This window comes from Arthrobacter sp. UYCu723, assembly GCF_054059215.1.
Window position 1 is genome coordinate 1,465,417 of sequence record NZ_JBSSBW010000001.1, and the last position, 22,485, is coordinate 1,487,901.

At 64.7% G+C, this 22,485-nt stretch carries 19 protein-coding genes and 1 pseudogene; 13 read left to right on the top strand and 7 right to left on the bottom strand.

From position 1 onward, the window contains the following. Window positions 1-136: 136 nt before the first annotated feature. The 8 genes from ACVWZ8_RS06810 (at window position 137) to ACVWZ8_RS06845 (ending at window position 7,462) form a co-directional block, all read left to right on the top strand. Window positions 137-280, top strand: coding sequence for a hypothetical protein (locus ACVWZ8_RS06810; protein WP_456504192.1), 144 nt, complete (start codon window positions 137-139; stop codon window positions 278-280). 493 nt (window positions 281-773) lie between these two features. Further along, window positions 774-2,114, top strand: coding sequence for an MFS transporter (locus ACVWZ8_RS06815; RefSeq protein WP_426975654.1), 1,341 nt, complete (start codon window positions 774-776; stop codon window positions 2,112-2,114). 70 nt (window positions 2,115-2,184) lie between these two features. Next, complete coding sequence (locus ACVWZ8_RS06820) at window positions 2,185-2,868, top strand: GntR family transcriptional regulator (protein WP_426975653.1); 684 nt, start codon at window positions 2,185-2,187, stop codon at window positions 2,866-2,868. Continuing rightward, window positions 2,865-3,683 carry an aspartate/glutamate racemase family protein gene (locus ACVWZ8_RS06825; protein WP_426975652.1) on the top strand — a complete coding sequence of 273 codons (819 nt, stop codon included), beginning with the start codon at window positions 2,865-2,867 and terminating at the stop codon, window positions 3,681-3,683. The genes ACVWZ8_RS06820 and ACVWZ8_RS06825 overlap by 4 nt, the downstream gene beginning before the upstream one ends. 10 nt (window positions 3,684-3,693) lie before the next feature. Further along, window positions 3,694-5,136 carry an amidohydrolase family protein gene (locus tag ACVWZ8_RS06830; protein ID WP_456504193.1) on the top strand — a complete coding sequence of 481 codons (1,443 nt, stop codon included), beginning with the start codon at window positions 3,694-3,696 and terminating at the stop codon, window positions 5,134-5,136. A 7-nt stretch (window positions 5,137-5,143) separates the two neighbouring features. Next, entirely contained in the window at window positions 5,144-5,878 is a 735-nt protein-coding gene (locus ACVWZ8_RS06835) for a maleate cis-trans isomerase family protein (protein ID WP_456504194.1), read from the top strand. Window positions 5,879-6,097: 219 nt separating this feature from the next. Next, a complete protein-coding gene (locus ACVWZ8_RS06840) occupies window positions 6,098-6,688 on the top strand; it encodes a class I SAM-dependent methyltransferase (protein WP_456504195.1) in 591 nt (196 codons plus the stop codon). A gap of 204 nt (window positions 6,689-6,892) precedes the next feature. Further along, entirely contained in the window at window positions 6,893-7,462 is a 570-nt protein-coding gene (locus ACVWZ8_RS06845) for a relaxase/mobilization nuclease domain-containing protein (protein ID WP_456504196.1), read from the top strand. Between the two features lie 370 nt (window positions 7,463-7,832). On the opposite strand, the gene ACVWZ8_RS06850 is transcribed toward ACVWZ8_RS06845, so the two are convergent. The 3 genes from ACVWZ8_RS06850 to ACVWZ8_RS06860 form a co-directional block, all read right to left on the bottom strand. Next, complete coding sequence (locus ACVWZ8_RS06850; RefSeq protein WP_456504197.1) at window positions 7,833-9,707, bottom strand: helix-turn-helix domain-containing protein; 1,875 nt, start codon at window positions 9,705-9,707, stop codon at window positions 7,833-7,835. 125 nt (window positions 9,708-9,832) lie between these two features. Further along, the gene (locus ACVWZ8_RS06855) at window positions 9,833-11,194 is read right to left on the bottom strand and encodes an MFS transporter (protein WP_426975646.1); all 1,362 of its coding nucleotides are present in this window, start codon (window positions 11,192-11,194) and stop codon (window positions 9,833-9,835) included. 83 nt (window positions 11,195-11,277) lie between these two features. Then, the gene (locus ACVWZ8_RS06860) at window positions 11,278-12,711 is read right to left on the bottom strand and encodes an FAD-binding oxidoreductase (protein ID WP_456504198.1); all 1,434 of its coding nucleotides are present in this window, start codon (window positions 12,709-12,711) and stop codon (window positions 11,278-11,280) included. Between the two features lie 262 nt (window positions 12,712-12,973). Between ACVWZ8_RS06860 and ACVWZ8_RS06865 the strand changes: the two are divergent. After that, window positions 12,974-13,336: pseudogene (locus ACVWZ8_RS06865) on the top strand (aminotransferase class III-fold pyridoxal phosphate-dependent enzyme); the annotation flags it as partial. Further along, window positions 13,320-13,625: a hypothetical protein gene (locus ACVWZ8_RS06870; protein ID WP_456504199.1), complete on the top strand. Its 306-nt coding sequence runs from the start codon at window positions 13,320-13,322 to the stop codon at window positions 13,623-13,625. The pseudogene ACVWZ8_RS06865 and the gene ACVWZ8_RS06870, both read left to right, overlap by 17 nt. A gap of 70 nt (window positions 13,626-13,695) precedes the next feature. On the opposite strand, the gene ACVWZ8_RS06875 is transcribed toward ACVWZ8_RS06870, so the two are convergent. Both ACVWZ8_RS06875 and ACVWZ8_RS06880 read right to left on the bottom strand, forming a co-directional pair. Then, the gene (locus ACVWZ8_RS06875) at window positions 13,696-14,826 is read right to left on the bottom strand and encodes a 3-isopropylmalate dehydrogenase (protein WP_426975644.1); all 1,131 of its coding nucleotides are present in this window, start codon (window positions 14,824-14,826) and stop codon (window positions 13,696-13,698) included. After that, a complete protein-coding gene (locus ACVWZ8_RS06880) occupies window positions 14,823-15,539 on the bottom strand; it encodes a GntR family transcriptional regulator (RefSeq protein WP_426975643.1) in 717 nt (238 codons plus the stop codon). The genes ACVWZ8_RS06875 and ACVWZ8_RS06880 overlap by 4 nt, the downstream gene beginning before the upstream one ends. 282 nt (window positions 15,540-15,821) lie before the next feature. Here ACVWZ8_RS06880 and ACVWZ8_RS06885 point away from each other — a divergent pair, with 282 nt between their 5' ends. The 3 genes from ACVWZ8_RS06885 (at window position 15,822) to ACVWZ8_RS06895 (ending at window position 19,013) form a co-directional block, all read left to right on the top strand. Continuing rightward, window positions 15,822-17,270 (top strand): aldehyde dehydrogenase family protein, encoded by a 1,449-nt coding sequence (locus ACVWZ8_RS06885; RefSeq protein ID WP_426975642.1) that lies wholly within the window; start codon window positions 15,822-15,824, stop codon window positions 17,268-17,270. Between the two features lie 39 nt (window positions 17,271-17,309). Then, the gene (locus tag ACVWZ8_RS06890; RefSeq protein ID WP_426975641.1) at window positions 17,310-18,119 is read left to right on the top strand and encodes an SDR family NAD(P)-dependent oxidoreductase; all 810 of its coding nucleotides are present in this window, start codon (window positions 17,310-17,312) and stop codon (window positions 18,117-18,119) included. 105 nt (window positions 18,120-18,224) lie between these two features. Then, complete coding sequence (locus ACVWZ8_RS06895; protein ID WP_456504200.1) at window positions 18,225-19,013, top strand: FadR/GntR family transcriptional regulator; 789 nt, start codon at window positions 18,225-18,227, stop codon at window positions 19,011-19,013. 75 nt (window positions 19,014-19,088) lie between these two features. Here ACVWZ8_RS06895 and ACVWZ8_RS06900 read toward each other — a convergent pair whose 3' ends face one another. Next, window positions 19,089-20,513 (bottom strand): amidase, encoded by a 1,425-nt coding sequence (locus tag ACVWZ8_RS06900; protein ID WP_456504201.1) that lies wholly within the window; start codon window positions 20,511-20,513, stop codon window positions 19,089-19,091. 72 nt (window positions 20,514-20,585) lie between these two features. Beyond that, window positions 20,586-22,484, bottom strand: coding sequence for a dipeptide ABC transporter ATP-binding protein (locus ACVWZ8_RS06905; RefSeq protein WP_456504202.1), 1,899 nt, complete (start codon window positions 22,482-22,484; stop codon window positions 20,586-20,588). Window position 22,485: the final 1 nt, after the last annotated feature.

Sequence of the window (22,485 nt, forward strand, 5' to 3'; positions counted from 1 at the left end):
TGGGAGCTGGTCACCATCGCGCTGCGCTGGGCCAGTGAGCTTGCGACTGGCAGCCGCGCCGGGACGGGATGCCCGCAGACCCCGGCGCCGTGAGCTGGGAGACCATCCGTGAAGACGCGGGTGTCGAATCACTTTCATGAGCAAGGCGGAGAAACAGAACCTGCGGTACACCGACTACTACTGCTTCATGTCGCTGGCGGAATTCACCGCATGGCAACAGGAAGACGGCGAAAACGAACCGCACGTTACGTATCAGACCGGCACGAGTATATCCAGCTGACCGGCGGATGACCATCGAACGCTGCTTACGGAGACTCCAGAGCCGTTGGACGCGCATCGCCTTGGCGGCGACCAGCGTCTGCATGGTGCCCCTGGATTGGCGCGGCTTGGCAGCACGTACCGATGTTGCGGCACGTCCGCGCGCTCGAAGCTATGGGCTTGGTGGCCGCCGTGGCTGGTATGACGTGAGGCTACCCGGCCTCCAGGCTCCCCAGCCTGATGTGGACGGACACAATCGGTAATTTTCAGGTCTCTCGCGGCTTCGGCAACAAAACCCTTGACAGTGGCACACGTCACTTCTATTCTAAATTTTGGGATCCCAAAACGGGATCCCAAATGAATCGACTCCCCGGACCATAATCCCTCGCCCAGTTCCATGGGCTGGGTCACCTTCCGGATCAGGAACAGGGCGCCCCCACAACTCGGCCTCCCTTCCTGCGAACGACCAGATTCTCTCCCCCGCCCGCAATCTTCCTCCCCTTGAAGGAGAAGCTGTGTCTCTCCAAAATACCGAAACTGAAGTAACGCCCGCTGAAGGTAAGACAGGCAAGGGCGGCGTGCAACGGCGCACCAACGTCCGCTGGAAACTGTTCCTTCTCCTGCTGGTTCTCGTCTCCGTCAACTACATCGACCGGGGCTCCATCTCGGTTGCCCTCCCCATCATTCAGAAGGAATTCAACCTCCCACCAGAGATGGTGGGCCTGCTGCTCTCAGCGTTCTTCTGGACCTACGCCCTCATGCAGATCCCCGTCGGCTGGTTGATCGACAAATTCGGCCCCCGCAAAGTGGTCACCGCATCGTGCATCGGCTGGGGGGCTGCGACTGCCGCTTCCGGCCTGGCCGGCGGCTTCCTCAGCATGTTCATCGCCCGCCTGGGCATCGGCGTCACGGAGGCCGGAGTCATGCCGGCCGGCGGCAAGCTCAACGCCATCTGGATGCACAAGAAGGAACGTGGCCGCGGCGCCACCATCCTCGACGCCGGCGCCCCGCTGGGTGCAGGCCTTGGCGGTATCCTCATCACCTGGCTCATCGCATCCACCGGCAGCTGGCGCTACTCGTTCATCATCGCCGGCGCAGCCACGGTCCTCATGGGCCTGGCCGTCTGGTGGTACGTCCGGGACAACCCGCGTCAGCACCGGGCCGTCAATGACGCCGAAGCAGACTACATCGAGTCCTCGCATGCCGAAGAGGACGCCGAGGCCGAGCTGGGTGGCAGCAAGGGCAAGCGTGCGCTCCTCCCCTACCTGAAGTTCCGCTCCTTCTGGGCCATGTGCTTCGGCTGGCTGGGCTTCAACGGCGTGTTCTACGGCCTCCTCACCTGGGGCCCGCTCTATCTGGCGCAGGCCAAGGGCTTCGACCTGAAGACCATCGGCTGGTCCACATTTGTGATCTTCGGCGCCGGCTTCGTCGGTGAAATCCTGGGCGGCACCATCGCCGACAAATGGCGCAACAGCGGAGCCTCGGCCAACCGCGTTATGCGCACTCTCCTTGGCATTTCCAGTGTTGTGGTCATCGGAGGGCTCATCGGAGTCACCGTTGTGGCCGACTCCACCACCGCCGTCGTCCTGCTCTCCGTGGTGATGTTCTTCCTGCGCTGGGTGGGCCTGTTCTGGAGCATCCCGTCCATCCTGGGCGGCCGGACAAACGCCGGCGTGCTGGGTGGCGCCATGAATTTCAGCGGCAATATCTCCGGCTTCGTCACTCCGATTGTGGTAGGTCTGATTGTGGGCGCCACCGGCTCCTACACCTGGGCACTGCTGTACTTCGTGGGATCCGCCATCATCATGGGAGCCTCGGTACTTGTGCTGGACTACAACAAACGGCTGCCGGTCTAACCGCAGCCACGCAGTACCTGCTCCCGGCGCCGGGAGCGCAATGCCATCCAAGAAACCAGAATGGAGCACCATGCTTGCCGCAGAAGAAACCCAGGACAAAGAACGCCCCCTCCGTGAGGCTGTCCGGGATGCGCTCCGCACCAGGATTTTTGAAGGGCACTACGCTCCCGGCACCCGGCTGGTGGAACGCGACCTCGCTGCCGAGTTCAACGTTTCCCGCCTCCCCATCCGGGAAGCACTGCGGATGCTGCGCCAGGAAGGCCTCATCAGTGATCGGGCTTCCCGCGGCGCAGAGGTCAGCAGCCTCAGCCCGAAGGACGTCGAGGATCTGTTCGATGTCCGGCAGTCGCTCGAGGTTCTTGCCTGCCGGCTCGCCGCTGTGCGCGCCACACCCCGGGACCTGGAACAGCTTGACGGCCTGCTGGATGAGGCCACTCGCTGCCTCGCCAAAGGCGCCATCATGGAGGCTCACCGCGCCAACAGCGAATTCCACGACTCAATCACCCGGATCGCGGACAACGGCTTCCTCAAGTCCGCGCTGGAACCCCTGCAGGGCCGCATGCACTGGCTTTTCCGCCACGTCAGCGACCTGCCGGAGCTCATCCAGGAACACCGCGAACTCTACGCAGCGATCGCCAGCGGCGACCCCGAGCGCGCCGCCGGCCAATCGGCGTCGCACATCGGCAAATACCGTGAGCAGTTCCCGGAGGACTTCCAGAAAACCGAACCCACCCTCCATCGGAAGAAAAAATGAAACTGCTTGTCATCAATCCCAACATCAGCGAGGACGTCACCGCACTGATCGAATCGGAGGCCCTGAGGTCCGCTGCCCCTGGCACCGAACTGGTGGTCCGCACCGCAGGCCACGGCGTTGAGTACATTGAAACCCGCTTCGAATCCCTGATCGCCGCCGGTGCCGTTGCGGAAATCATCGCGGAATACAGCGGCAGCCCGGCCTCCGGGCGGGTGGACGGTGTGGTGGTCGCCGCGTTCGGTGATCCCGGCATGCCCGCGCTGAAGGAACTCTCCGACGTCCCTGTCATCGGCATCACGGAGGCTGCCCTGTGCGCAGCGGCTCTCCTGGGTCACCGCTTCTCCATCATCGCCATCTCGGACCGGATCCGGCCCTGGTATCAGGATTGCGTGGACCGCTTCGGCCTCGGCGGCCGGCTGGCTTCCATCCGTTCCATCAACGAAAGCCTCAACGGCATCGGTGCCGTGCAACAGGATTTCAAAGAAACGCTGCTGGCACTCAGCCGGCAGGCCGTCGCAGAGGATGGGGCCGACGTCGTGATCCTGGCAGGTGCGCCGCTCGCCGGCCTGGCCCGCGAGCTTCAGGGCCAGATCCCCGTGCCTGTGGTGGACGGCATCTCGGCCGGTATCCGCATGGCGGAGGCTGTCGTCGGGCTGCAGTCCGGCCAGCACCGGGCCGGCTCGTTTGCCGCGCCGCCCGCCAAGACCCGCAAGGGCCTATCCGAAAACCTCGACGCCGCCCTCACCGCCGCGCAGTCTGGCCAGTCAGCGCAGAAGGCACCTGCCCAGCAGCGCACCGCTGCTTCATCACTTTAGGAGGACAACGATGTCCAGCAAACCAGATCTCGTTATTGCCAACGGAATCATCGTCAACAGCTTCGGCCGCCAGCACGCCCATGTAGTGGTGCGGGACGGCCGGATCGAACAACTGATCGAGGCCACGGAACCGGCCCCTGATGCTGCACGTACCATCGACGCAAACGGCCGCCTGGTGATCCCCGGCGGCGTGGACGGGCACTGCCACGTGGCGCAGGTGACCGGGCGGTTCCGGACACTCGATGACTACCGGACCACGTCCACTGCCGCCCTCTGGGGTGGCACCACCACGATTATCGACTTCGGTATCCCCCGTGACGCCCAGGAAACTCCGCTGGCGGCAGTGCTCCATAAGAAGGAACTGGCCCGGGACTCCCGCTGCGATGTGGCATTGCACGGCTCGGTGGTCAGCTGGGATGAAACTGTGCCCTGGCAGCTGGAGCAGCTGGCAGCCGAGGGTGTCCGTTCGGTAAAGATGTACACCACCAACCGCGGCACCACCATGGCAGACGGGGACACAATCCTTAGAGTCATGCGTGAAATGGTGCGCCTGGACGGACTGACCTACATCCATGCCGAACACGACCCCATCATTTCGGACTGCACCCAGCAGCACGCCGACGACGGCCGGATCGGGATTGAGCACCTGCACCAGACCCGGCCGGAGCTGGCCGAGGAAATCTCCGTCAAGGAAACTCTGGCCATGGCCGAGTACACCAAGGCGCCGGTTTATTTTGTCCACCAGTCGACACCGGGTGCGGTTGATCTGGTCGCCGAAGCCCGCAGCCGCGGCCAGGAAGCCTACTCCGAGACGTGCCCGCACTACCTCACGCTGGACGACTCCGTCTACGGCAGCGCGTTTCCCGAGTGGTACGCGTGCTGCCCGCCGATGCGCAGCGCCGAAACCGTGGCCGCGCTCAAGGACCGGCTGGCCGCCGGTGCCATCCACACCATCGCCTCGGACCACTCGTGCTACGACCTCTCCCAAAAGCGCGAGCGCACGGACGACATCCGTGCCATGCCCCACGGCCTGCCCGGGGTGGAAACCCGGATGCCTGTCACGTTCACGGCCATGATGGATTCGGCCAGCGGCGGAGAGGGCCGGGTGGAGGACTTCGTGGAGGTTTTCGCCGCCGGACCCGCCAGGATCAACGCCGTCCCCGGCAAAGGAACCATCGCCGCCGGCTTCGACGCCGACCTCGTCATCTTCGATCCCGCCGAGGAACGCACGGTCGACGGCGGCGCTCTCCACATGGGTACTGACTTCTCGCCTTTCGAAGGGAAGACGCTGAGCGGTTGGCCCGCCGTCGTCGTCTCCGCAGGCCGTGTGGTGCTGGACGACGCCGGTTTCCATGACCCCGGGGCTGTTGGCCGCTTTGCGCCCCGAAACGGTTTCCGAGCGCATCAGGCCGCCACCGCAGACAGCACACCCGCCGTACCGGCGACCCTCTAGGAGCGACATGCCATCCGCCACACGCAAGACCCGCATCGGCATGATCGTGCCGTCCTCCAACACCTGCCTCGAACCTCAAAGCTACCGAATCCTTGGCGACCGCGACGACGTCACGATCCACTTCACCCGGATCCCGGTCACAAGGATTGCCCTTGACGATTCGTCCGACAAACAATTCGATTCGAGTGTGATGCGGTCTGCCGCAGAGCTGCTGGCAACCGCAGACGTGGACGTCATCGCTTGGAACGGCACTTCGGGCTCATGGCTCGGAGCGGATCACGACCGCTCACTCGTCAGCGAAATTCGTGACGCCACAGGTATCCCAGCCACCACATCCACGCTTGCGTACATGGAGGCGTTCAAGTCGTTCAGCACCGAACGGATCGGCCTGTTCACCCCCTACACCGAGGACGTGAACCAAGCCATCGTGGCGTCCTACGAACGCGACGGCATCAAGACGGTGGATCACCGGTTCCTGGGGCTGAGCGAAAACGAGTCGTTCGCCCGGGTCACGGATGACGAGATGCGGCCGGGATCGCTGGAGCTTGCGGTGTCGAAACCGGACGCCCTGGTCTACCTATGCACCAACCTCTACGGTGCCAACGTCGCGGCGGAAATCGAGGCCGGCACGGGAGTCCCCGTGCTGGACTCGGTAGCCGTCACCCTGTGGCATTGCCTCAAACTTGCCGGTTCCCCCTTGCTGGCACCAAGGTGGGGCAGGCTGCTGGCCGACGCCTTCTAATTCCGCGCCGTTGACTGCCGGGGTGCTCGCCTTCGCCGGCGTCGTCCTCTCTGTCGCTTGCGCCGTGCTGACGTCCGCCTCCACAATCGTGGTGGCCCTCAACGCCCGGCTGCTGCGACGGCTGAAGCCGCAACCCCGCCGAGGCCCGCTGACCGGAAGGGCGCCGCCATGCCAGACTCCAACCCCCGTTATCCATCATTCGGGCCACACTTCGCCCGTGTGGGCCCGCGCATGGACGCCCGCGGGGCAGCGGCGCACCGCCGGCGTCTCGTGGAAGTGGCGCACGGTGCCGTCGTCGAAATCGGGGCGGGTTACGGGGCTACGTTCCCGTTCTACACTTCCGCGGTGACGAGCGTGCTAGCGCTCGAGCCCGACCCAACGCTCCGGGAGCTGGCGCTGGCCGCCGCAACCAGGGCCCCGGTGCCCATCACCGTGCAAAACGGCGTGGCGGAATCGTTGCCGGCGGCGGATGCCTCGATCGACGTCGTCGTCTCCAGCCTGGTGCTCTGCAGCGTGGCGGACCAGTCCACCGTCCTGGCGGAGACGATCCGGGTACTCCGACCCGGCGGCCTGCTGCTGTTCTATGAACACGTCCGCTCGGCGCACCGTGTGCTTGCGGCGGCCGAAGACCTGGTCACGCCGCTGTGGAGCCGGATGGCAGGCGGATGCCACCCGAACCGCGACACCGCCGCCACGATCGCCGGGGCCGGCCTCACCATGCGGGATCTGGAGCGCTTCGGCTTTTCAGCCCTCCCCGGCAACCCGCGGGTGGCCCACATTCTCGGGGCGGCGGCCAAACCCTGGGCATAAGGCTGCCGAGGCATCGGAGGAGATCCGCGAGCACGTGCAGAGCCGTTACGGCATCGAAGCGGCATCCCCTAGGCCGTCCGCTGATCTCCCTTGCCGGTCCGGGGCGTGCGAACGAACACGAAGAGCCGCACCTTGTTCCCGGCGATTCCGCGCTCTTGGCGGGGCACGACGCCAACCAACTGAATTGCGGCGCAGGCCTCGATATTGCCAACCCCCTGGACCGGGCCAAGCAGTTTTCGACACGGAAGTAGACAGCGGCCACGTCTTCCACTGCTCCCTGAGCCTGGCCGAAGAAAAAGGCCAGCTCACCGAGAGCAATGGGGAGCAATCGCCAACGACTTCATGAAGGACATGGACTTCACCGAGGACGGCGGAAAGGCCCCGTCCCGGCGGGTTGCCGTGCGCCACGGACTGAGCAAGAACGGCAACATCCACATCCACATCGCGGCCAGCATGGTCCGCGATGACGGCACCAAATGGAACAGCTGGAAGATCAAATACAAGTCCCAGCAGGTCGCCCGGACACTGGAGAAAAAGTACGGCCTCAACCAGCTTGGAGATCTCCGTGCCGGGCGTGGATTCACCCCGGCAGAACAGTCCAAGGCCATCCGGCAGGGGCTTCCGGAGGTAGAGCGCCACAGCCTCGCGCGGAAGGTCCGCATGTGCGCGGCAGCAACCGTTGATGAAGCAGAGTTCGTCCTCCCGCGCACGCCAGGAGGGAGTGCTCATACGCCCCCGCTACGCGGCCGGCAGCGGCGGTGTGGAGCGTCGTGACGGGGCTCATCGGGCATCCTCCGATGCGGTGTTGTTGGACGGGGTGTTCAGGGCGGGGTTGCCGATCGCTGCCCAGGCGCCGGTTCCCTGGGTCAGCGAGGTGGCTTCGTTAGCTTTGACGTGTGGATTCAGGCCAAGGTCAGCCTTACTCTCGCCAGCCTACAACAGTCGATGGTCAGTGAGTTGGACCAGCCAAGTACGAGGCACAAACAGTGCTAGGCGTCAGATCTGGCCGCGCAGCCGTCGCATTGTGCGGCGGGGGCGGCCAAGATTAAGCGATCCTGCTGTAAGCGAGACATTCCCGTAGCCGGCCCTGCCACTGGTAATTCCTTAAGAATTCGCCAGCAGCAAGAGCTCTCGATCCATCGCTTCAGGCGTCTGCCCCTGACCGGGAAGCCTCATCGACATTTCTATCCCATTCCGCCTTATGCCTGCTTGCAGGGGCGACCTGCGTTATCGAATTCATCAAACCGTTCAAACGCAACGCGAGTTGAACGTCGAGGCTGAGGGATGGTTCCTTCCACCCGGGCCCGATGAGCGCGGTGATTCGTTCGAGCCGCTGGTAGAGCGTGTTCGCGTGGATATGCAGGGCCGCACACGTGCGGGCGTGGTGTTGCGACAGTTCCAGATAAGTAGACAGCGTCGTAGCCAGGTTTCGCCCATAATCATGGTCGTGGCTGATCAGCGGACCAACTGTCTGTCTGACGAAGACAGCGAGCTGGTTGCGACCTGCCTGGCTGAACACCGAGCGATAGATGCCGAGCTCTGATACCTCTGCGATGTCGTGCGAACGTCCAAGTGCGTTGAGCATTGTCGTGGTCTGCTGCGCTGCCTCGTGGGCTGACCGCACAGCACGAACGCCACTCATGCTCGGCGCAATGCCTATCGCCCCGGGATAGTTCCCGTCCGCGAGGCGTTGCACGCACTGCTTCACCGCCTCCACCGGTGCCCCGGGCAAGAGAATAACGATTTGCTCGGCGTGCTGTCCCGACCAGCCGTGGAATTCCTGCGCCAGAAGGAAGGCCAGGCGGCGCGCCTCCTCCGCGTCACCGGTTCCGGGGTCGGCAGACACCACCACAACCGCTGACACTTTGTCGATATCGATGCCCACGGATGCCCCGTGTCGGGCCACGCTTTCTTCATCCGCCTGGCTCCAGAGCAATGTGTTGATGAACTCGCTGCGAGTGCGAAGTTCGACTTCGGCAAGCGAACGCTCGGAGGCAACCATGATGGCGACGGCGGTCGAGCCGATTGAGAGCAGCCGAACGGACTCTTCGTCGAGCGGTACTTGGCTTTCCGCAACAAGGCAACCGCCATATCCGGCCGACAGCAGGACAGGGACTGCGACCCGGGAGGTTGCTTTTGAGCTGGCTCTGAGCGGAACGGCAGACGTTGAATTGGAGAAGAGAGATGAAAACTCGGGATTCTCGGCATTTTCGAACCTCACTGGCACCCCGGCGGCCTGTTCAACCTCGTGGAGTATGTCCGTGAGCCGGCCGCCGCTGATCACGATCCCGGTGAGTCTCTCCCGCAGCTCGAATGCGCGCTGGCGCGTGTCATCAGTTTTCTTCAGGGCCGCAATGGCGCCGCGCAGGGCTTCGGCGGAGCGTTGTTGCTGCTCGAACAGCGTGGCATTGCGGATTGCCACAGATGCATGCGCGGCGAGAGCAGCCAGGAGCTCGATCTCACGTTCCGTGAATTTACGGGGGCTGCGGTTAGCGGCTAGCAACACCCCTAGGGCCTCGTTGCCGACAATCAAGGGCACTCCGAGAATGCCACCGAGATGTTCACTGGATGCGGCATCGTCTACATGTCGAACGTGGTCGATCATGCTGTCCTTCAGGTAATCCTCCGTCCACAGCGGCTTCCCGGCGCGCAAGACTTCGCCGCCCAGTCCTTGGCCGGGACCGATTTCAATGCCCCCCAGCACAGAACCCATTGAGCCGTCCGAGACCTCGACGCGCAGGCTGTCCCTCTCATGACGAAGCATGAGGTAGGCAACGTCGGTGGCGAGGAGGCGCCGGGTTTGCATGGCGACCTCCTGGAGCACGTCACGTGGTTCGCGCAGGGAGGCAAGCCTGCGGGCAAGGGCATTGAGCACGGTGAGTTCATCGGCGTGCTGCCGGCGCTCCGAGAGCCGCTTCATGATTGCCAATACCTTCCCGGTTTGGCGCTCAATCTCCTCATGCATGGACTCCGGGGATTCGTCCAAGAGCCGCTTCCGGTAGCTCTCTGCCTCGGACATCTGTCCATCACCGGCAAGGAGGTCGAGCCAGCCCCCTAAGTTCGGAGGATGGCTCGACCTCTTCAGTCCAGCGGAAGCGTCGTTTGCATCGATTGGAGGCACGTTTCAGTATTGCACGATGCGTTTTACTCGCCCAGGCCCTGCTCCAACGCTTCGGCGGCGTCCTGCTTCAGCGTGGATTTCATTGCGATGACTACCACCCCAGCCAGGACCATGACGGCGCCGACCACCCACATGCCCGCCTGCTGGGACCCGGTTAGCTCCGCTAGCTGGCCGGTGATGTAGGGGCCGATGAAGCCGGACAGGTTGCCAACGGAGTTGATGAGCGCAATGCCGGCGGCTGCGGCCGCCCCGGAGAGATACAGGGATGGCAGCGGCCAGAAGGTGGGCAGGGCTGCGCAGATTCCCATGGTGCAAACGGTGATTGCGGCCATGGCCGCAAACGGTGAATCGAGGTAGAGCGCGATCGGGATCGCCATGCCGCCGATGATGGTCGGGACGGCAACATGCCAGATTCGTTCACCCGTCTTGTCTCCGTGTCTGGCCCAGAAATACATGGAGAAACAGCCAAACACGAACGGAATTGCGACAATAAAGCCCTGTTGCATCACCGAAAAATCGGTGTTGAACTCCTTTTTGAAACCCGCGACAATCGTTGGCAGGAAGAAGCTGATGGCATACAGGCCATAGACGATGCCGAAATAGACGAAGGCCAGCGCCCAGATACGTCCTTGAGTCAGGGCCTGCTTGATGGATACGTGGGGGCGAGCCGCGGTATGTGCGGAATCAGTGTCCATTTCATGTTGCAGCCAGGCCCGTTCGTCGTCGGCGAGCCACTTGGCGTCGGCCGGCCGCTCAGTCAGATAGAACCAGCAGACCACGCCCAGAATGACAGCCGGCAGGCCCTCGACCAGGAACATGAACCGCCAGCCGTCCAGACCAAGCATGATCTGGTCGCCGGCAGTAATCAGCCAGGACGACACTGGCGAGCCAATCGCGGCGGACAGCGGCACGGCAAGAATGAACAGGGCTATGGCTTTGGCCCGCTCACGCTTGGGGAACCAGAAGGTGAGGTAAAAGATGATGCCAGGGAAAAATCCGGCCTCGGCGACACCAAGCAGAAAACGCAATACATACAGGGTCTCTGCGTTCGGGACGAAAGCCATGACGGTGGCGATAATTCCCCAGCTGACCATAATCCGGGCTATCCAGCGGCGGGCCCCAAACCTGTGGAGAGCCAGGTTGCTGGGAACTTCAAGGATGAGATAGCCGATGAAGAACAGGCCGGAAGCCAAGCCAAAGGTAGTGGCCGTTAGACCCAGTGCCGCGTTCATCCCGTGGGGTGCAGCGAAGGCGAGATTGGTCCGGTCCAGATAGTTTATGAAGTACAGCAACCCGAGAAATGGGGACAGCCGAAAGGCCACCTTGCGCAGCACGCGTTTGCGCATCGCCGGATCCGCTGCCTGATGCCGGTTGATCGTCTTCATGGGGCTCCTCGTTGAGTTGATTGAGTACAAGGCGACGCGTTGGCACCATTGCCAGGGTCGCCGCGTTCGCCGGCAGCTCTGGGTTATCCAGCTTCGGCCCGTTGGCCTACGACATCGTTGTGTGGAAATGCCTTGCCGGGATTGAGCGTTCCATGGGGGTCGAGCGCGTCCTTGACCGACTGGTGCATGCTGATGACCCTTGGTTCCAGTTCGTCAGCGGCTCCGGACAGCTTGAGCAGGCCCACGCCGTGTTCCCCGGTGACCGTACCGCCCAGGGCGCGGCAATCATCGACTATCTCGTCGAAGGCGGCCTTCGCCCGAGCCTTCGCCGGCATGTCGCCCATGGGGGCAATAATGAGTGGGTGCAGGTTTCCATCGCCGGCGTGAGCAATATTGGCAATGACAACGTCGTGCCTCGCCGCCGACGCCTGAATCCGGGAGAGCATCTCAGGAACGGCTGAGCGCGGTACACAAACGTCCTCCGTCAGAACCGGACCGAGGCGTTCGAGCGCCGGGTAGGCCATGCGCCGGGCCAGAAACAGCCGGCCGACGTCTGCGGGATCGACAGATTGCTCAACGTTCGATCCGCCTGAATCCCTGAAGATCGCTGCGACGCGGTGGGCCAGCTCGCGGCCAGCCGTTCCTCGTTCATCGATCTTGGCAAGAAGGAGAGCGTCAACGTCCGCCGGAAGACCGAGATCCAGCCACTCGTCTACCGCTCGCAGGCAGGTACGGTCGATGAGTTCCAGGGCGGCAGGAACGATCCCTTCAGACGAGATCGCAGCTACAGCGACGCCCGCTGCCCTCAAGGACGGGAAGTATCCGACAATGCCCTGTTCCTCACGCCCTGCCAGCGGCAGGAGCTTGACGATCACCTCAGTGATGATGCCCAGAGTTCCCTCCGAGCCGACCATCAGACCGGTCAGGTCATAGCCCGTGACGCCCTTTGCGGTGCGGTGGCCGAGGTGGACAATCTCCCCGTCGGCGAGGACCACGGTCATGCCGAGCACGTAGTCGCGTGTAACGCCGTACTTGACGCAGCATATGCCGCCCGCGTTGGTGGCGGCATTGCCGCCGATCGTGGAGATGCCTGAGCTTGCCGGGTCCGGCGGGTACCAGAGTCCGACGGCGGCCGCAGCGTCCCGGAGGGCATCGTTGATGACGCCGGCCTGTGCGACGGCAAAGCGCTCATCGGCGTTGATCTCAACGACATCATTCATGAGCTCCAGCGAGAGGATGATGCAATCTCCGACACTATTCGCACCACCAGAGAGCCCGCTTCCCGCACCTCGGGGAACTACGTGGATTCCGCGTTCATCGGCATAGCGGACGACGTTGGCCACTTCTGATGTGGTGCCCGCCAGCACTACTGCGAGAGGTGTCTCGAACGGCGCCCATTCAGCGTCGTCATGGCTGTACGTCTGAAGGGAATCGTCGTCGGTGAGGACCATCCCCTTTTGCACCAACGCCGCCAAATCTTCCGCCAAATGGTTTGAAATTATTGTTGTCCTGATCATTTTGCAATTCCTTTACCGTCCGCCCTCTGACTAGTGAGAATTGGCCCAGAGTCAACGGTAACGGGAGACTCAGGTCACAACAATGCAGAATGTGTCCATAAAATAGCGTCAGTTACGGATATTTAGTCCATGCGCACCCAAGGGCGCATCATACTCTGCCAAACGTCCCCAAGCCGTTGCCTCCATCACCGAGTCGATCCGCCCCACACGCCCGAGTACGGCAACTACTAACGCCAGACACGGGACTACGGCGTCATGGCCTCGCACGGCTTTCCACTCCACGACGCAGGAGGAGGAAAGCCCGCGGGCGCTCGAGCACCTGGAGCAGCTGGAGCAGCTGGAGCAGCTGGAGCAGCTGGAGCAGCTGATCAGTTTCGAGTCCACGATCGCGGCACTGATCCTGGAATCCATTCCCGGGACCGCCGGCATTTACATGCCACCCCCGGATATCTGCAGGGTGTGCGTGAACTGTGCACGCGGCACGGCATCGTCCTCATCGCCGACGAGGTCATGGCCGGCTTCGGCAGGACCGGCAAGTGGTTCGCCGTCGAGCACTTCGACGTCGTCCCCCGACCTGCTGACCTTCGCCAAAGGCGTGAACTCCGGAAATGAACCGGCTGGAGGCGGCCTGCAAGTCCCGCGGCCTGCTGCCGTTCGCCAACTTCAACCGCATCCATGTGGTCCCGCCCTGCAACACCAGCGTGGAAAACACGAAGACCGGCCTCGCCATCCTCGACGAAGTCCTGGACATCGCCGACGCGTATACTCCGGGTCCTCGAATTGATGGCGGGACACTCACAACGATCATGAAACGCGTCCTTTGTAAGCGTCCATCGGTGGCAGGCCTTATGCACGTCCGGGGAGTGGCCCGATCCACTCCCCGGAAGTGCCTGCCTGCCACCAAGTCCTCGTGAGCGCGGCGGGCCTCAACGAGCAGGCCACGATTTTGGATGGGGCACGAGTGCCAGAGTCGTCACTCTGGCCTCAACCCCGCATCCCCGCCAGTTCCGCCAGTTCCGCCATGAGAGACCGTCCGGGCACAGTCGGCACGGACCCTTTAGCGCTCACCAGCGCCGCGATCTCCAGACCCAGTTCCAGCGTGGATCTCCCCATCCCCGCGCCGGAGGGCGCGGGGAGTTGGGCCAGCACGTGCACGGCGGAAGCCTCTACGGCGAGGGCCGCTGCCTTCTCGCCCAGATGTGCCAACATCATGGCGGTGGAGAGGATGGAGCCGACAGGATTGGCCCAGCCCCTGCCCGCAATATCCGGGGCGGAGCCGTGAATGGCCTCGAACATGCTGGGCGCAGAACCATCCAGATTAAGGTTGGCGCTCGAGGCAACGCCCAGGCCGCCCTGGATGACGGCGCCCAGGTCCGTGATGATGTCACCAAACAGATTGTCAGTGACCACCACGTCAAAGCGCTCGGGCGAGAGCGGAAGATGGAAGCACATCGCATCCACGTGCACGTAGTCCAACTCAACGTCGGGGTACCGCTTGCTGAGGTCGTTGACCGTGTCCTGCCAGAGCTTTCCAGCTTCGACCAGGATGTTGGTCTTGTGGCAGAGTGTCAGTTTGCCGCGCCGCTTCTGGGCCAGCCGGAAGGAAAAGTCCACCACCCGCTCCACTCCGACCCGGGTGTTGACCGATTCCTGCACGGCCACGGCGTATGGCGTGCCGGCATGCACCGTGGAGCCCCGACCCACGTAGGCGCCCTCGGTGTTTTCCCGCACAATAACCATGTCGCATCGTTCGGGCGTTAACCCGGAGATGGGCGTCTTGACCCCGGGATAGAGCTTCACTGGTCTGAGGTTCACTGCCTGCTGGAAAGTCCGGCGCATCTCCAGGATGAAGCCGCGCTCGAGAATTCCCGGGGGCACGGCTGGGTCTCCCATGGCGCCGAAGAGGACTGCGTCCTGACTACGCAGCCGCAGCTGCAGATCCGGCGTCCACAGCTCTGAGGTGCGCAGATAGTGCTGGGCGCCTGCGGCCACCTCCATCCGCTCAGTGCTGAAGCCGAAGGCGGATTCGGCAGCGTCGAGGACGGCCAGCGAGGCCTCGATGACTTCCGGGCCGATCCCGTCTCCGCGGATGACGGCAATCTTGTGGGTGCTCATGGGGCTCCTTGCTCTGATGATGCGGATGAGGTCATGTCGCGGCGGATCAGGGCGGCGGCAGCGCGCAGCCGTTCGCGGGCCAGCCGTTCGGCGTCGTCAGCATTTCCGGTTTCCAGCGCGACGACGAGAGCGGCATGTCCGGCCTGTGCGGCGGCGGCGGCCTCGGGCGTGGAGAGGACGGGCGGTCTGAAGAGTTGCTCGGTCAGCCGGACGACGGCGCTTTGCCGCTGCACGAAACTGTTGCCCGAGGCCCGCAACAGGCGCTCATGGAATCTGCCGCTGAGCAGCGCAAAGCGCCGCTCGCGGCCTGGCAGCAGTTCCCGGGCCTCCGCCGCGGCAAGCTCGCGAAGCTCCGCCAGGGCGGGCGGCTCGGTCGATGAGATTCGGCTGACAGCGGCAAACCGATCGCAGGCAAGCCGGGCGGCCATGCCCTCCACGGCCTCGCGAAATTCAAGTGCGGCGAGCACCTCCTCAGGGCCCATCGTGGACACCCGTGCCCCGCCGCGGTTGTCCGTGCGGACTAGACCCTGTTCCTCCAGCAATCGCAACGCCTCCCGCAGGGGTGTCCGGCTAACGCTCAGCTCAGCGGAGAGCTCGGCCTGGGGCAGCCGCTCCCCCGGCGTATAGCGCCCATCGAAGATGCGTTCCCGCAACAAGGCGGCCGTCTCTTCCACCAGCGACACTGCGCTGCGCCAGGCCGCCGGCTGGGCCATCTACACCGCCTCTTTCGATTCGTACTCAGTTAGCGCATGGGACGGGCCACGGGATGGCCGGCGGCCAGGACAGCGAACCGGTCCGACGCCGGCGGGTTGCCCCGCGTGGGATCCCATTCCGGTTCATCACTGCGACCTTGCCGCGTGAAGTCGGTGATTGTCAATAAGCGCCCACGAATTGAGGCTCTGTCTTCCCGAGCTTCGGCCGAATCGTTGACCGCGGGCTCTACCCACGTCTACCCTAAGACTGTTACTGGTCAGACCACTAAGGAAGCGGGCACCATGTCCACCTTCACGATTCCCTACCCGGACGGACTCCCCATAGGCGAGGGCTGGGCCGACTGTCCGGACCATCAGAAGGTCGTCTTCCCGTACGATGGTTCCCTTGTGGCGGACTCCCCCGTGGGCAGCGTCGATCACGCCCGCCGTGCCATGGACGCCGCGGCCGCTGTGCGCAGCGAAGTAGCGGCCCTGAGCACCGGCGCCAGGCGCGCCCTCCTGATGGCGATCCATGATGCTCTGGCCGCACACGGCCCCGAGCTCATCGAGCTGCTGATTCTGGAAACCGGCAAGCCACGCATCGACTGCAACACCGAGCTGGCCAGGTCTTTGACCACGTGGGCCGCCAGCGCCGAGGAGGTGTCGCACATGCACGGGGAGACCGTCCCGCTGGATCTGCAGCCGCTCGGCGAAGGCATGATTGGTTATTGGACCCGCCGACCGGCCGGCGTCGTCGTCGGCATTACGGGTTTCAACTATCCTCTGCTGCTCGCGAGCCACAAGCTGGCCCCTGCACTCGCCGCAGGCTGCCCCATGATCGTCAAACCTGCACCGAACACGCCGCTGGCCTCGCTCTGGGCAGTGCACTTGATCCGTCAGGTCCTGACCGCGCACGGGGTGTCCGCCGCCGCCGTGCAGCTGGTCACGGGCGGCGTCGAGGTAGGCGCCAGCCTCGTGGCCGATCCTCGCACCGCCGTCGTCTCATTTACCGGCTCCGCCGCCGTGGGCCACCAGATAGCTCGGGACGCCGCACCGCGCAAGTCCATCCTGGAACTCGGCTCCAACGCCGCTCTCATCGTCGCGGACGACGCGGTGATTGCCGACGCCGTCGACGCGGTGATCCGTGGCGGCTTCTACGCCAACGGCCAGGCCTGCATCTCGGTTCAGCGCGTGGTCCTAACCGAATCCATCGCCGAGGAGTTCGAGCTCGCCCTGCTGGCACGGATGGGCGAGGTGCGTGTCGGCGACCCCCGGGAGGAGAGCACTCGGGTGGCCCCGGTCATCAACGAGAGTTCCTCCCGCCGGATCACCGGCTGGATCGAGGCGGCCCTGAAGGACGGGGCCCGTCTGCTGACTGGGGGAAGCCTGATCGGGCGCAGCATCGCCCCCACCGTGATAGCAGAGGTGCCCGACTGCGCCGAGCTGTGGCGCGAGGAGATTTTCGGCCCCGTGGTCTGCCTGCGCCGCGTGCCGAATGTGGAGACCGCGATCGAGCTGGTCAACGAATCGCGCTACGGGCTACAGGCCGCCATCTACACTAAGTCCCTTGCGTCGGCGTTCGAGGCCATCAACAAGCTCGACGTCGGCGGCGTGGTGGTCAACGAGATTCCCGGCTTCCGCTCCGACATCATGCCCTACGGGGGCGTCAAGGACTCCGGGATCGGCCGCGAGGGTCCGCGCTTCGCCATTGAGGAATTCACCGTGACCCGCATGGCCATGATCCGCCCCTAGTCAGTACCTTTGGCGACACGCCAAGCTTCCGTCAGGCGAATGCGAGCCACCCAACCCAGCGAAGAGAGTCGTGCCTTGGACTACACCCAGCTTTTCCACTTTTCCGGCCGCCGCGTCATGGTGATCGGCAGCGGCAGCGGCATCGGCCGCGAGTCCGCCCTGGCCCTTGGCGCGCACGGCGCGGCCGTGGTCTGTGCGGACCGCGACGGCGCGGCAGCAGCCGACACCGCCGCGATGATCGGGGATAACGCCAGTTCCACCACCCTGGACGTGCTGAACCATGAGGCCGTGGGCGCCGCTGCGCTGCAGTTCGGTGACATTGCCGCGCTCGTCTTCACCGCGGCCACGAATGTGCGCAAACGCATCGCGGACTATACCCTGGACGAGTTTGACCGTGTCGTGAATCTTAACCTGCGCGCCTCCTTCAGCCTCATCCAGTCCTTTGCGCCCGCCATGGCCGCGAACGGCGGCGGCAGCATCATCGGATTCGCCTCGATCCGTGCGGTCACGGTGGAACCGGGGCAGGGCGTCTACGCGGCCACCAAGGCGGGCCTGGTGCAGCTGTTGCGCACCGCCGCGGCCGAATATGGTCCGTCCGGCGTGCGCGTCAACGCCATCTCCCCGGGGGTTGTGGAGACTCCGCTGACCGCCCAGATCAAGAACAACACAGAATGGTACGACGCCTACGCCAGCAAGAGCGCGTTGGGCCGCTGGTCCCGGCCGGAGGAGCTGGCGGGCGCCGTCGTCTACCTGGCCTCCGACGCCTCCAGCTTTGTCACAGGGTCTGTTCTCACGGTCGACGGCGGCTGGACTGCCGTGGACGGCCGCTTCGATCCGCCAAATGCCTAGACGGGCCCGTTCGGCCGCCCCCAGGCCGGGCCCGGATCGCCGCCGGGGCGGCATCTTCTAGAATGACAGCAGTAGACCATGCGCACCAGCTAAGGGAGTTAGACCGTGGCCGATGCTGTACCCGCTGCGCCCCGCGCCAAACGCGCCTTCGAGGCAGTCGTCGATCACGTTGAACAGGCCGTCCTCCACGGCGAGCTTAAGGCCGGAGACCGGCTTCCCGGCGAGCGGGAGTTGGTCACCCGCTTTGAGGTGGGGCGCTCCTCGGTGCGGGAGGCCATGCGCGTGCTGGAAAGCGGCGGCCTCATCGCGTCCCGGCCCGGGGACCCGCGCGGGGCGGTCATCCTGGCCCCTACTGCCGCCCCGCTCAGCAAGCTCATGACCCGGCTTACAGTCTCCTCGAGCAGCAGCCTCGCCGATTTACTCATCTACCGCATGACGCTGGAGTCGGCCGCCAATTCACTGGCGGCCTCGCGTCGCAGCGAAGCCGATCTGCTCAAGCTGGAAAAGGCCATGGCACGGATGCGCCAGTGCATGGCCCTAGGACGACACGAATTCAGCCGTGCGGACCTCGACTTCCATGACGTGGTTGCTTGGGCCAGCGGCAATGCCATGATCCAGGTCTCGGCCGAGGCGGTCCGGGACTCCATCGAAACGCTCATCGAGAGTTCGATCCGCGGTAGCGGTGATGACGAAGAACTGATGCTGCGCACGCTCTCCCACCACGCGGACGTCTTCGCCGCAATCCGGGACCGGGACGCGCACCGCGCCGAATATCTCGCCCGCAGCAGCCTCTTCGAGTACTACGGCCAACTGCTTGCTGAAGACGACCGCGCGGCCCTGGCCGCGCTGGCATCCTTCGGCGCACCGACTCCCGACGCCGCTGGCACCGACTAACCATTCGGCGTTGCCGGACGCGCGCCGGTGCGGCGGGGGCTGCCCGGATGGTCCCGACTGCCATCCGCCGCGAAACTAGTCGAGCGCCGCCCAGTTTGGCACCGCGGAAGCCGGGCGCACGGATTCGTACCAGGCTGCCGCGCGCAGGATCTTGGCGTCCGCGCCCACCGGGCCGGCCAGCTGCACCCCGATGGGACGGCCGTCGGGGGTGAAGCCGCAATTGACCGTGGCGGCGGGCTGTCCCGACATATTGAACGGCACAGTGAAAGCGATGTGCGCCATGGTGCTGTCGGGATCGTCGACAGGCATGGGCTGCTCGGCGGCAAAGGCGGGCATTGGCGCTACTGGTGAGAGAACGACGTCGAACCCTGCCGTGGCTGCGATGGTCGCCTTCTGCATCTGGTCGATGCAATTAAAGTGGCGTATGGTCGCGGCGCCGTCGAAGCTGGCTCCGCGGGAGCACCATCGGATGATGTAGGGCAGCACCAGATGCTGATGATCTGGCGGCAGGGCGCTGTAGTCCGCCCACGAACGGGTTCGCCAAAAGTTGTCGAGCCCGTCGAGCATGTTCTGGTCGATGAATGCGTCCAGGTGGGTCACCTCCGCGCCAGCCATGGCGAAGACCTCCGCGGCGGCTTCCACCGCGGCCAGAACTTCCGGGTCGACGTCCGCACCCGCCCCCGCACCGGTCTGGAGGGCCACCTTCATGCCTCTGATGTCCGGTCGGCCAATCCCGCCATCGGGGTCCAGCCAGTCCATCGCAGGGTATGGGCGGGCCGTGTAATCGCGAATATCGGGGCGGGCCAGCACAGTCATGAAGAGCGCCGCGTCCGCTGCCGTGCGGGCCATCGGGCCTGCGGTCCGGCCGAGATACGGCACGTCCAGCGGGATGAGGCCTGCGCTCGGTTTGATCGTGGCCAGACCCTGCCAGGTTCCGGGCAGACGAATGGACCCGCCGATGTCCGTTCCGACGTGCAGGGGGCCATAGCCCGCCGCAGCGGCGGCACCGGCTCCGGCGCTAGAGCCGCCTGTTGTCCAAGCGGGATTCCAGGCACTGCGCGTCACGCCGTGCAGGCTCGATACGCCGGAGGAGAGCATGCCCCAGTCCGGCATCGTGGTGGAGCCCATGATGATACCGCCGCTCTCGAGGATACGGTCCGTGATGGGCGCGTTGGCGGCTGGCACCCGAGGGCCGGGCAGGGCAGTGCCGCCGGGCATCGGCACGCCGGCGCGGGCCACATTTTCCTTGACCGTGGTGGGCACTCCGTCCAGCGCGCTCAGCGGGCTGCCGATGCTCCAGCGACGCTCGCTTGCCCGCGCACCTTGCAGCGCTTCCTCGGGGTTGAACACGAAGAGCGCGTTGAGCACCGGCTCTCGCTCCTCAATGCGGCGGATCACAGCAGCACAGACTTCCACGGGAGAAAGCTCTTCTGCGGCGTACGCCGCGCCGAGTTCCCGGGCGCTGAGAAGGTGGATTTCGGTGGAAAGCGTGGCGGCCATGGTTGGTTCCTTCACTTCGTTCACGGCCGGGCGTTCGTTGTGGAACGGCGCCGGCACTGACTGCTGGCTTGTCTAGTGCTGCAGGGCCGCCTCCCGGGCGGCCATTTCAGCTCGGAGGGACATGGAGGCACCCACCAGTGTGCGGGTGTATTCGTGCTGCGGCCGCTCGTAGATCTGCTCCGTGCTCCCGCTCTCCACAATCTCCCCGGACCGCATGACCACCACGTTGTCGCAGATGTGCCGGACCACGCCCAGATCGTGGGAGACGAAGACGAGGGTCAGCTGGTACTGATCCACCAAGTCGGAGAGCAGGTTCAGCACCTGGGCGCGGACGGAGACGTCCAGGGCGCTGACCGGTTCGTCCGCGACGAGGACCCGAGGTCTGCAGATCAGCGCGCGGGCGATCGAGATGCGCTGGCGCTGACCGCCGGAGAACTGATGCGGGAAACGCTCCGCAGAATCGGCCGGCAGATCCACAGCGGCGAGCATTTCCCGCACGAGCCTGCGCTGGAGCGCGGTGTCGACACGTTGGCCCGGGGCCAGCAGCGGTTCGGCGATGATGTCCTGGACCCGCATTCTGGGGTTGAGCGAACCCATGGGGTCCTGGAAGACGATTTGGAGCTCGCGGCGCAGCTCAATGAGCTGGCTCTCGCGCGCGCCTGCCACTTCGTTGCCGGCCACCCGCACGCTGCCCGCGCTCGGCCGGTCCAGCCCGGCCAGGATTCGCAGCAAGGTGGATTTGCCGGAACCGGACTCCCCCACCACCCCGAAACGCTGCCCGGCCTGCACGTCAAAGGAGATGCCTCGTAGTGCCCTGACCTCGCCGGGCTTCTTGAACAGGGACGTCCGGCCGCGTTCATAATTGCGCACCAGATCCTTCACGCTGATGACGGGCTCGCTGGCAGCCGCCGAGCCCATTGACACGGCAGGTCCCCGGTCGGTCGGTTGCTCGTCCAACGCGGAGCCGTCCAGCCGGCCAGCGGTGGGCGTGCATTCGTCGACGCCGGTCCCGCCGGGGTGGGACTCCTCGGCCGCAGACTCGCCCGCGACGGCGGGGGTCTTGAGCCGCAGTACGCTGTGCGGAACCATTGACAGTACTTCCTGGACGGTGGGCGGCACATAGGCCGCGGCGGAGGTCACCGTGAACAGCCGGCCATTCTCATCCGAGGCATCCAAGTCCGAGGCCGCGAGCAATCCGCGTGTGTAGGGGTGCTGTGGGCGTGTAAAGACGTCCTCCGCGGAGCCCTCCTCCACCACAATGCCACGGTTCATGACCAGGACCCGGTCGCAGACGTTGGCCACCACCGACAGGTCATGTGTGATGAACAGCAGCCCTGTGCCGCGCTGCTGAACCGATTCCAGAATCAGGTCCAGCACCTGGCGCTGGACCGTGACGTCCAGTGCCGTCGTCGGCTCGTCGCAGAGCAGCAGCTCGGGGTCGTTGGCCAGGGCCATTGCCAGCATGACGCGCTGGCGCTGACCTCCGGAGAGTTGGTGCGGGTATGCCTTGGCGGCCTCGGCGGGGTCCGGCAGCCGGACGCTGGCGAGCAACTGTACGGCCTTGTCCCTTGCCTCACGGCGGTCGGGCACGGTCTTGTGCTTGAGCATGACCTCGGCAACCTGAGGACCAACCTTCATGAGCGGATTCAGGGCGGTGAGCGGCTCCTGGAAGACCATGGTCATGTCGTTGCCGCGGATCCGGCACATCTGCCGGTCTGTGGCCGTGACCAGGTCCTCCTCCCGCCCGGCCAGCTGGATGGAGCCAGTGGCGTTGACTCCTGGTGGCAGCAGGCCCATCAGGGCCGTGGTGGTCATGGACTTGCCGGAGCCGGATTCACCGATGAGCCCTACCCGTTCGCCGCGGTCCATTGTCAGGTTGAAGTCCCGCACCAGGGAACGGTCCTTGGTGGCAATATTGAGTCCGGTCACCTGCAGCAGCGGTCCGGTACCTGGGTTTTTCGGGGTGCTCACG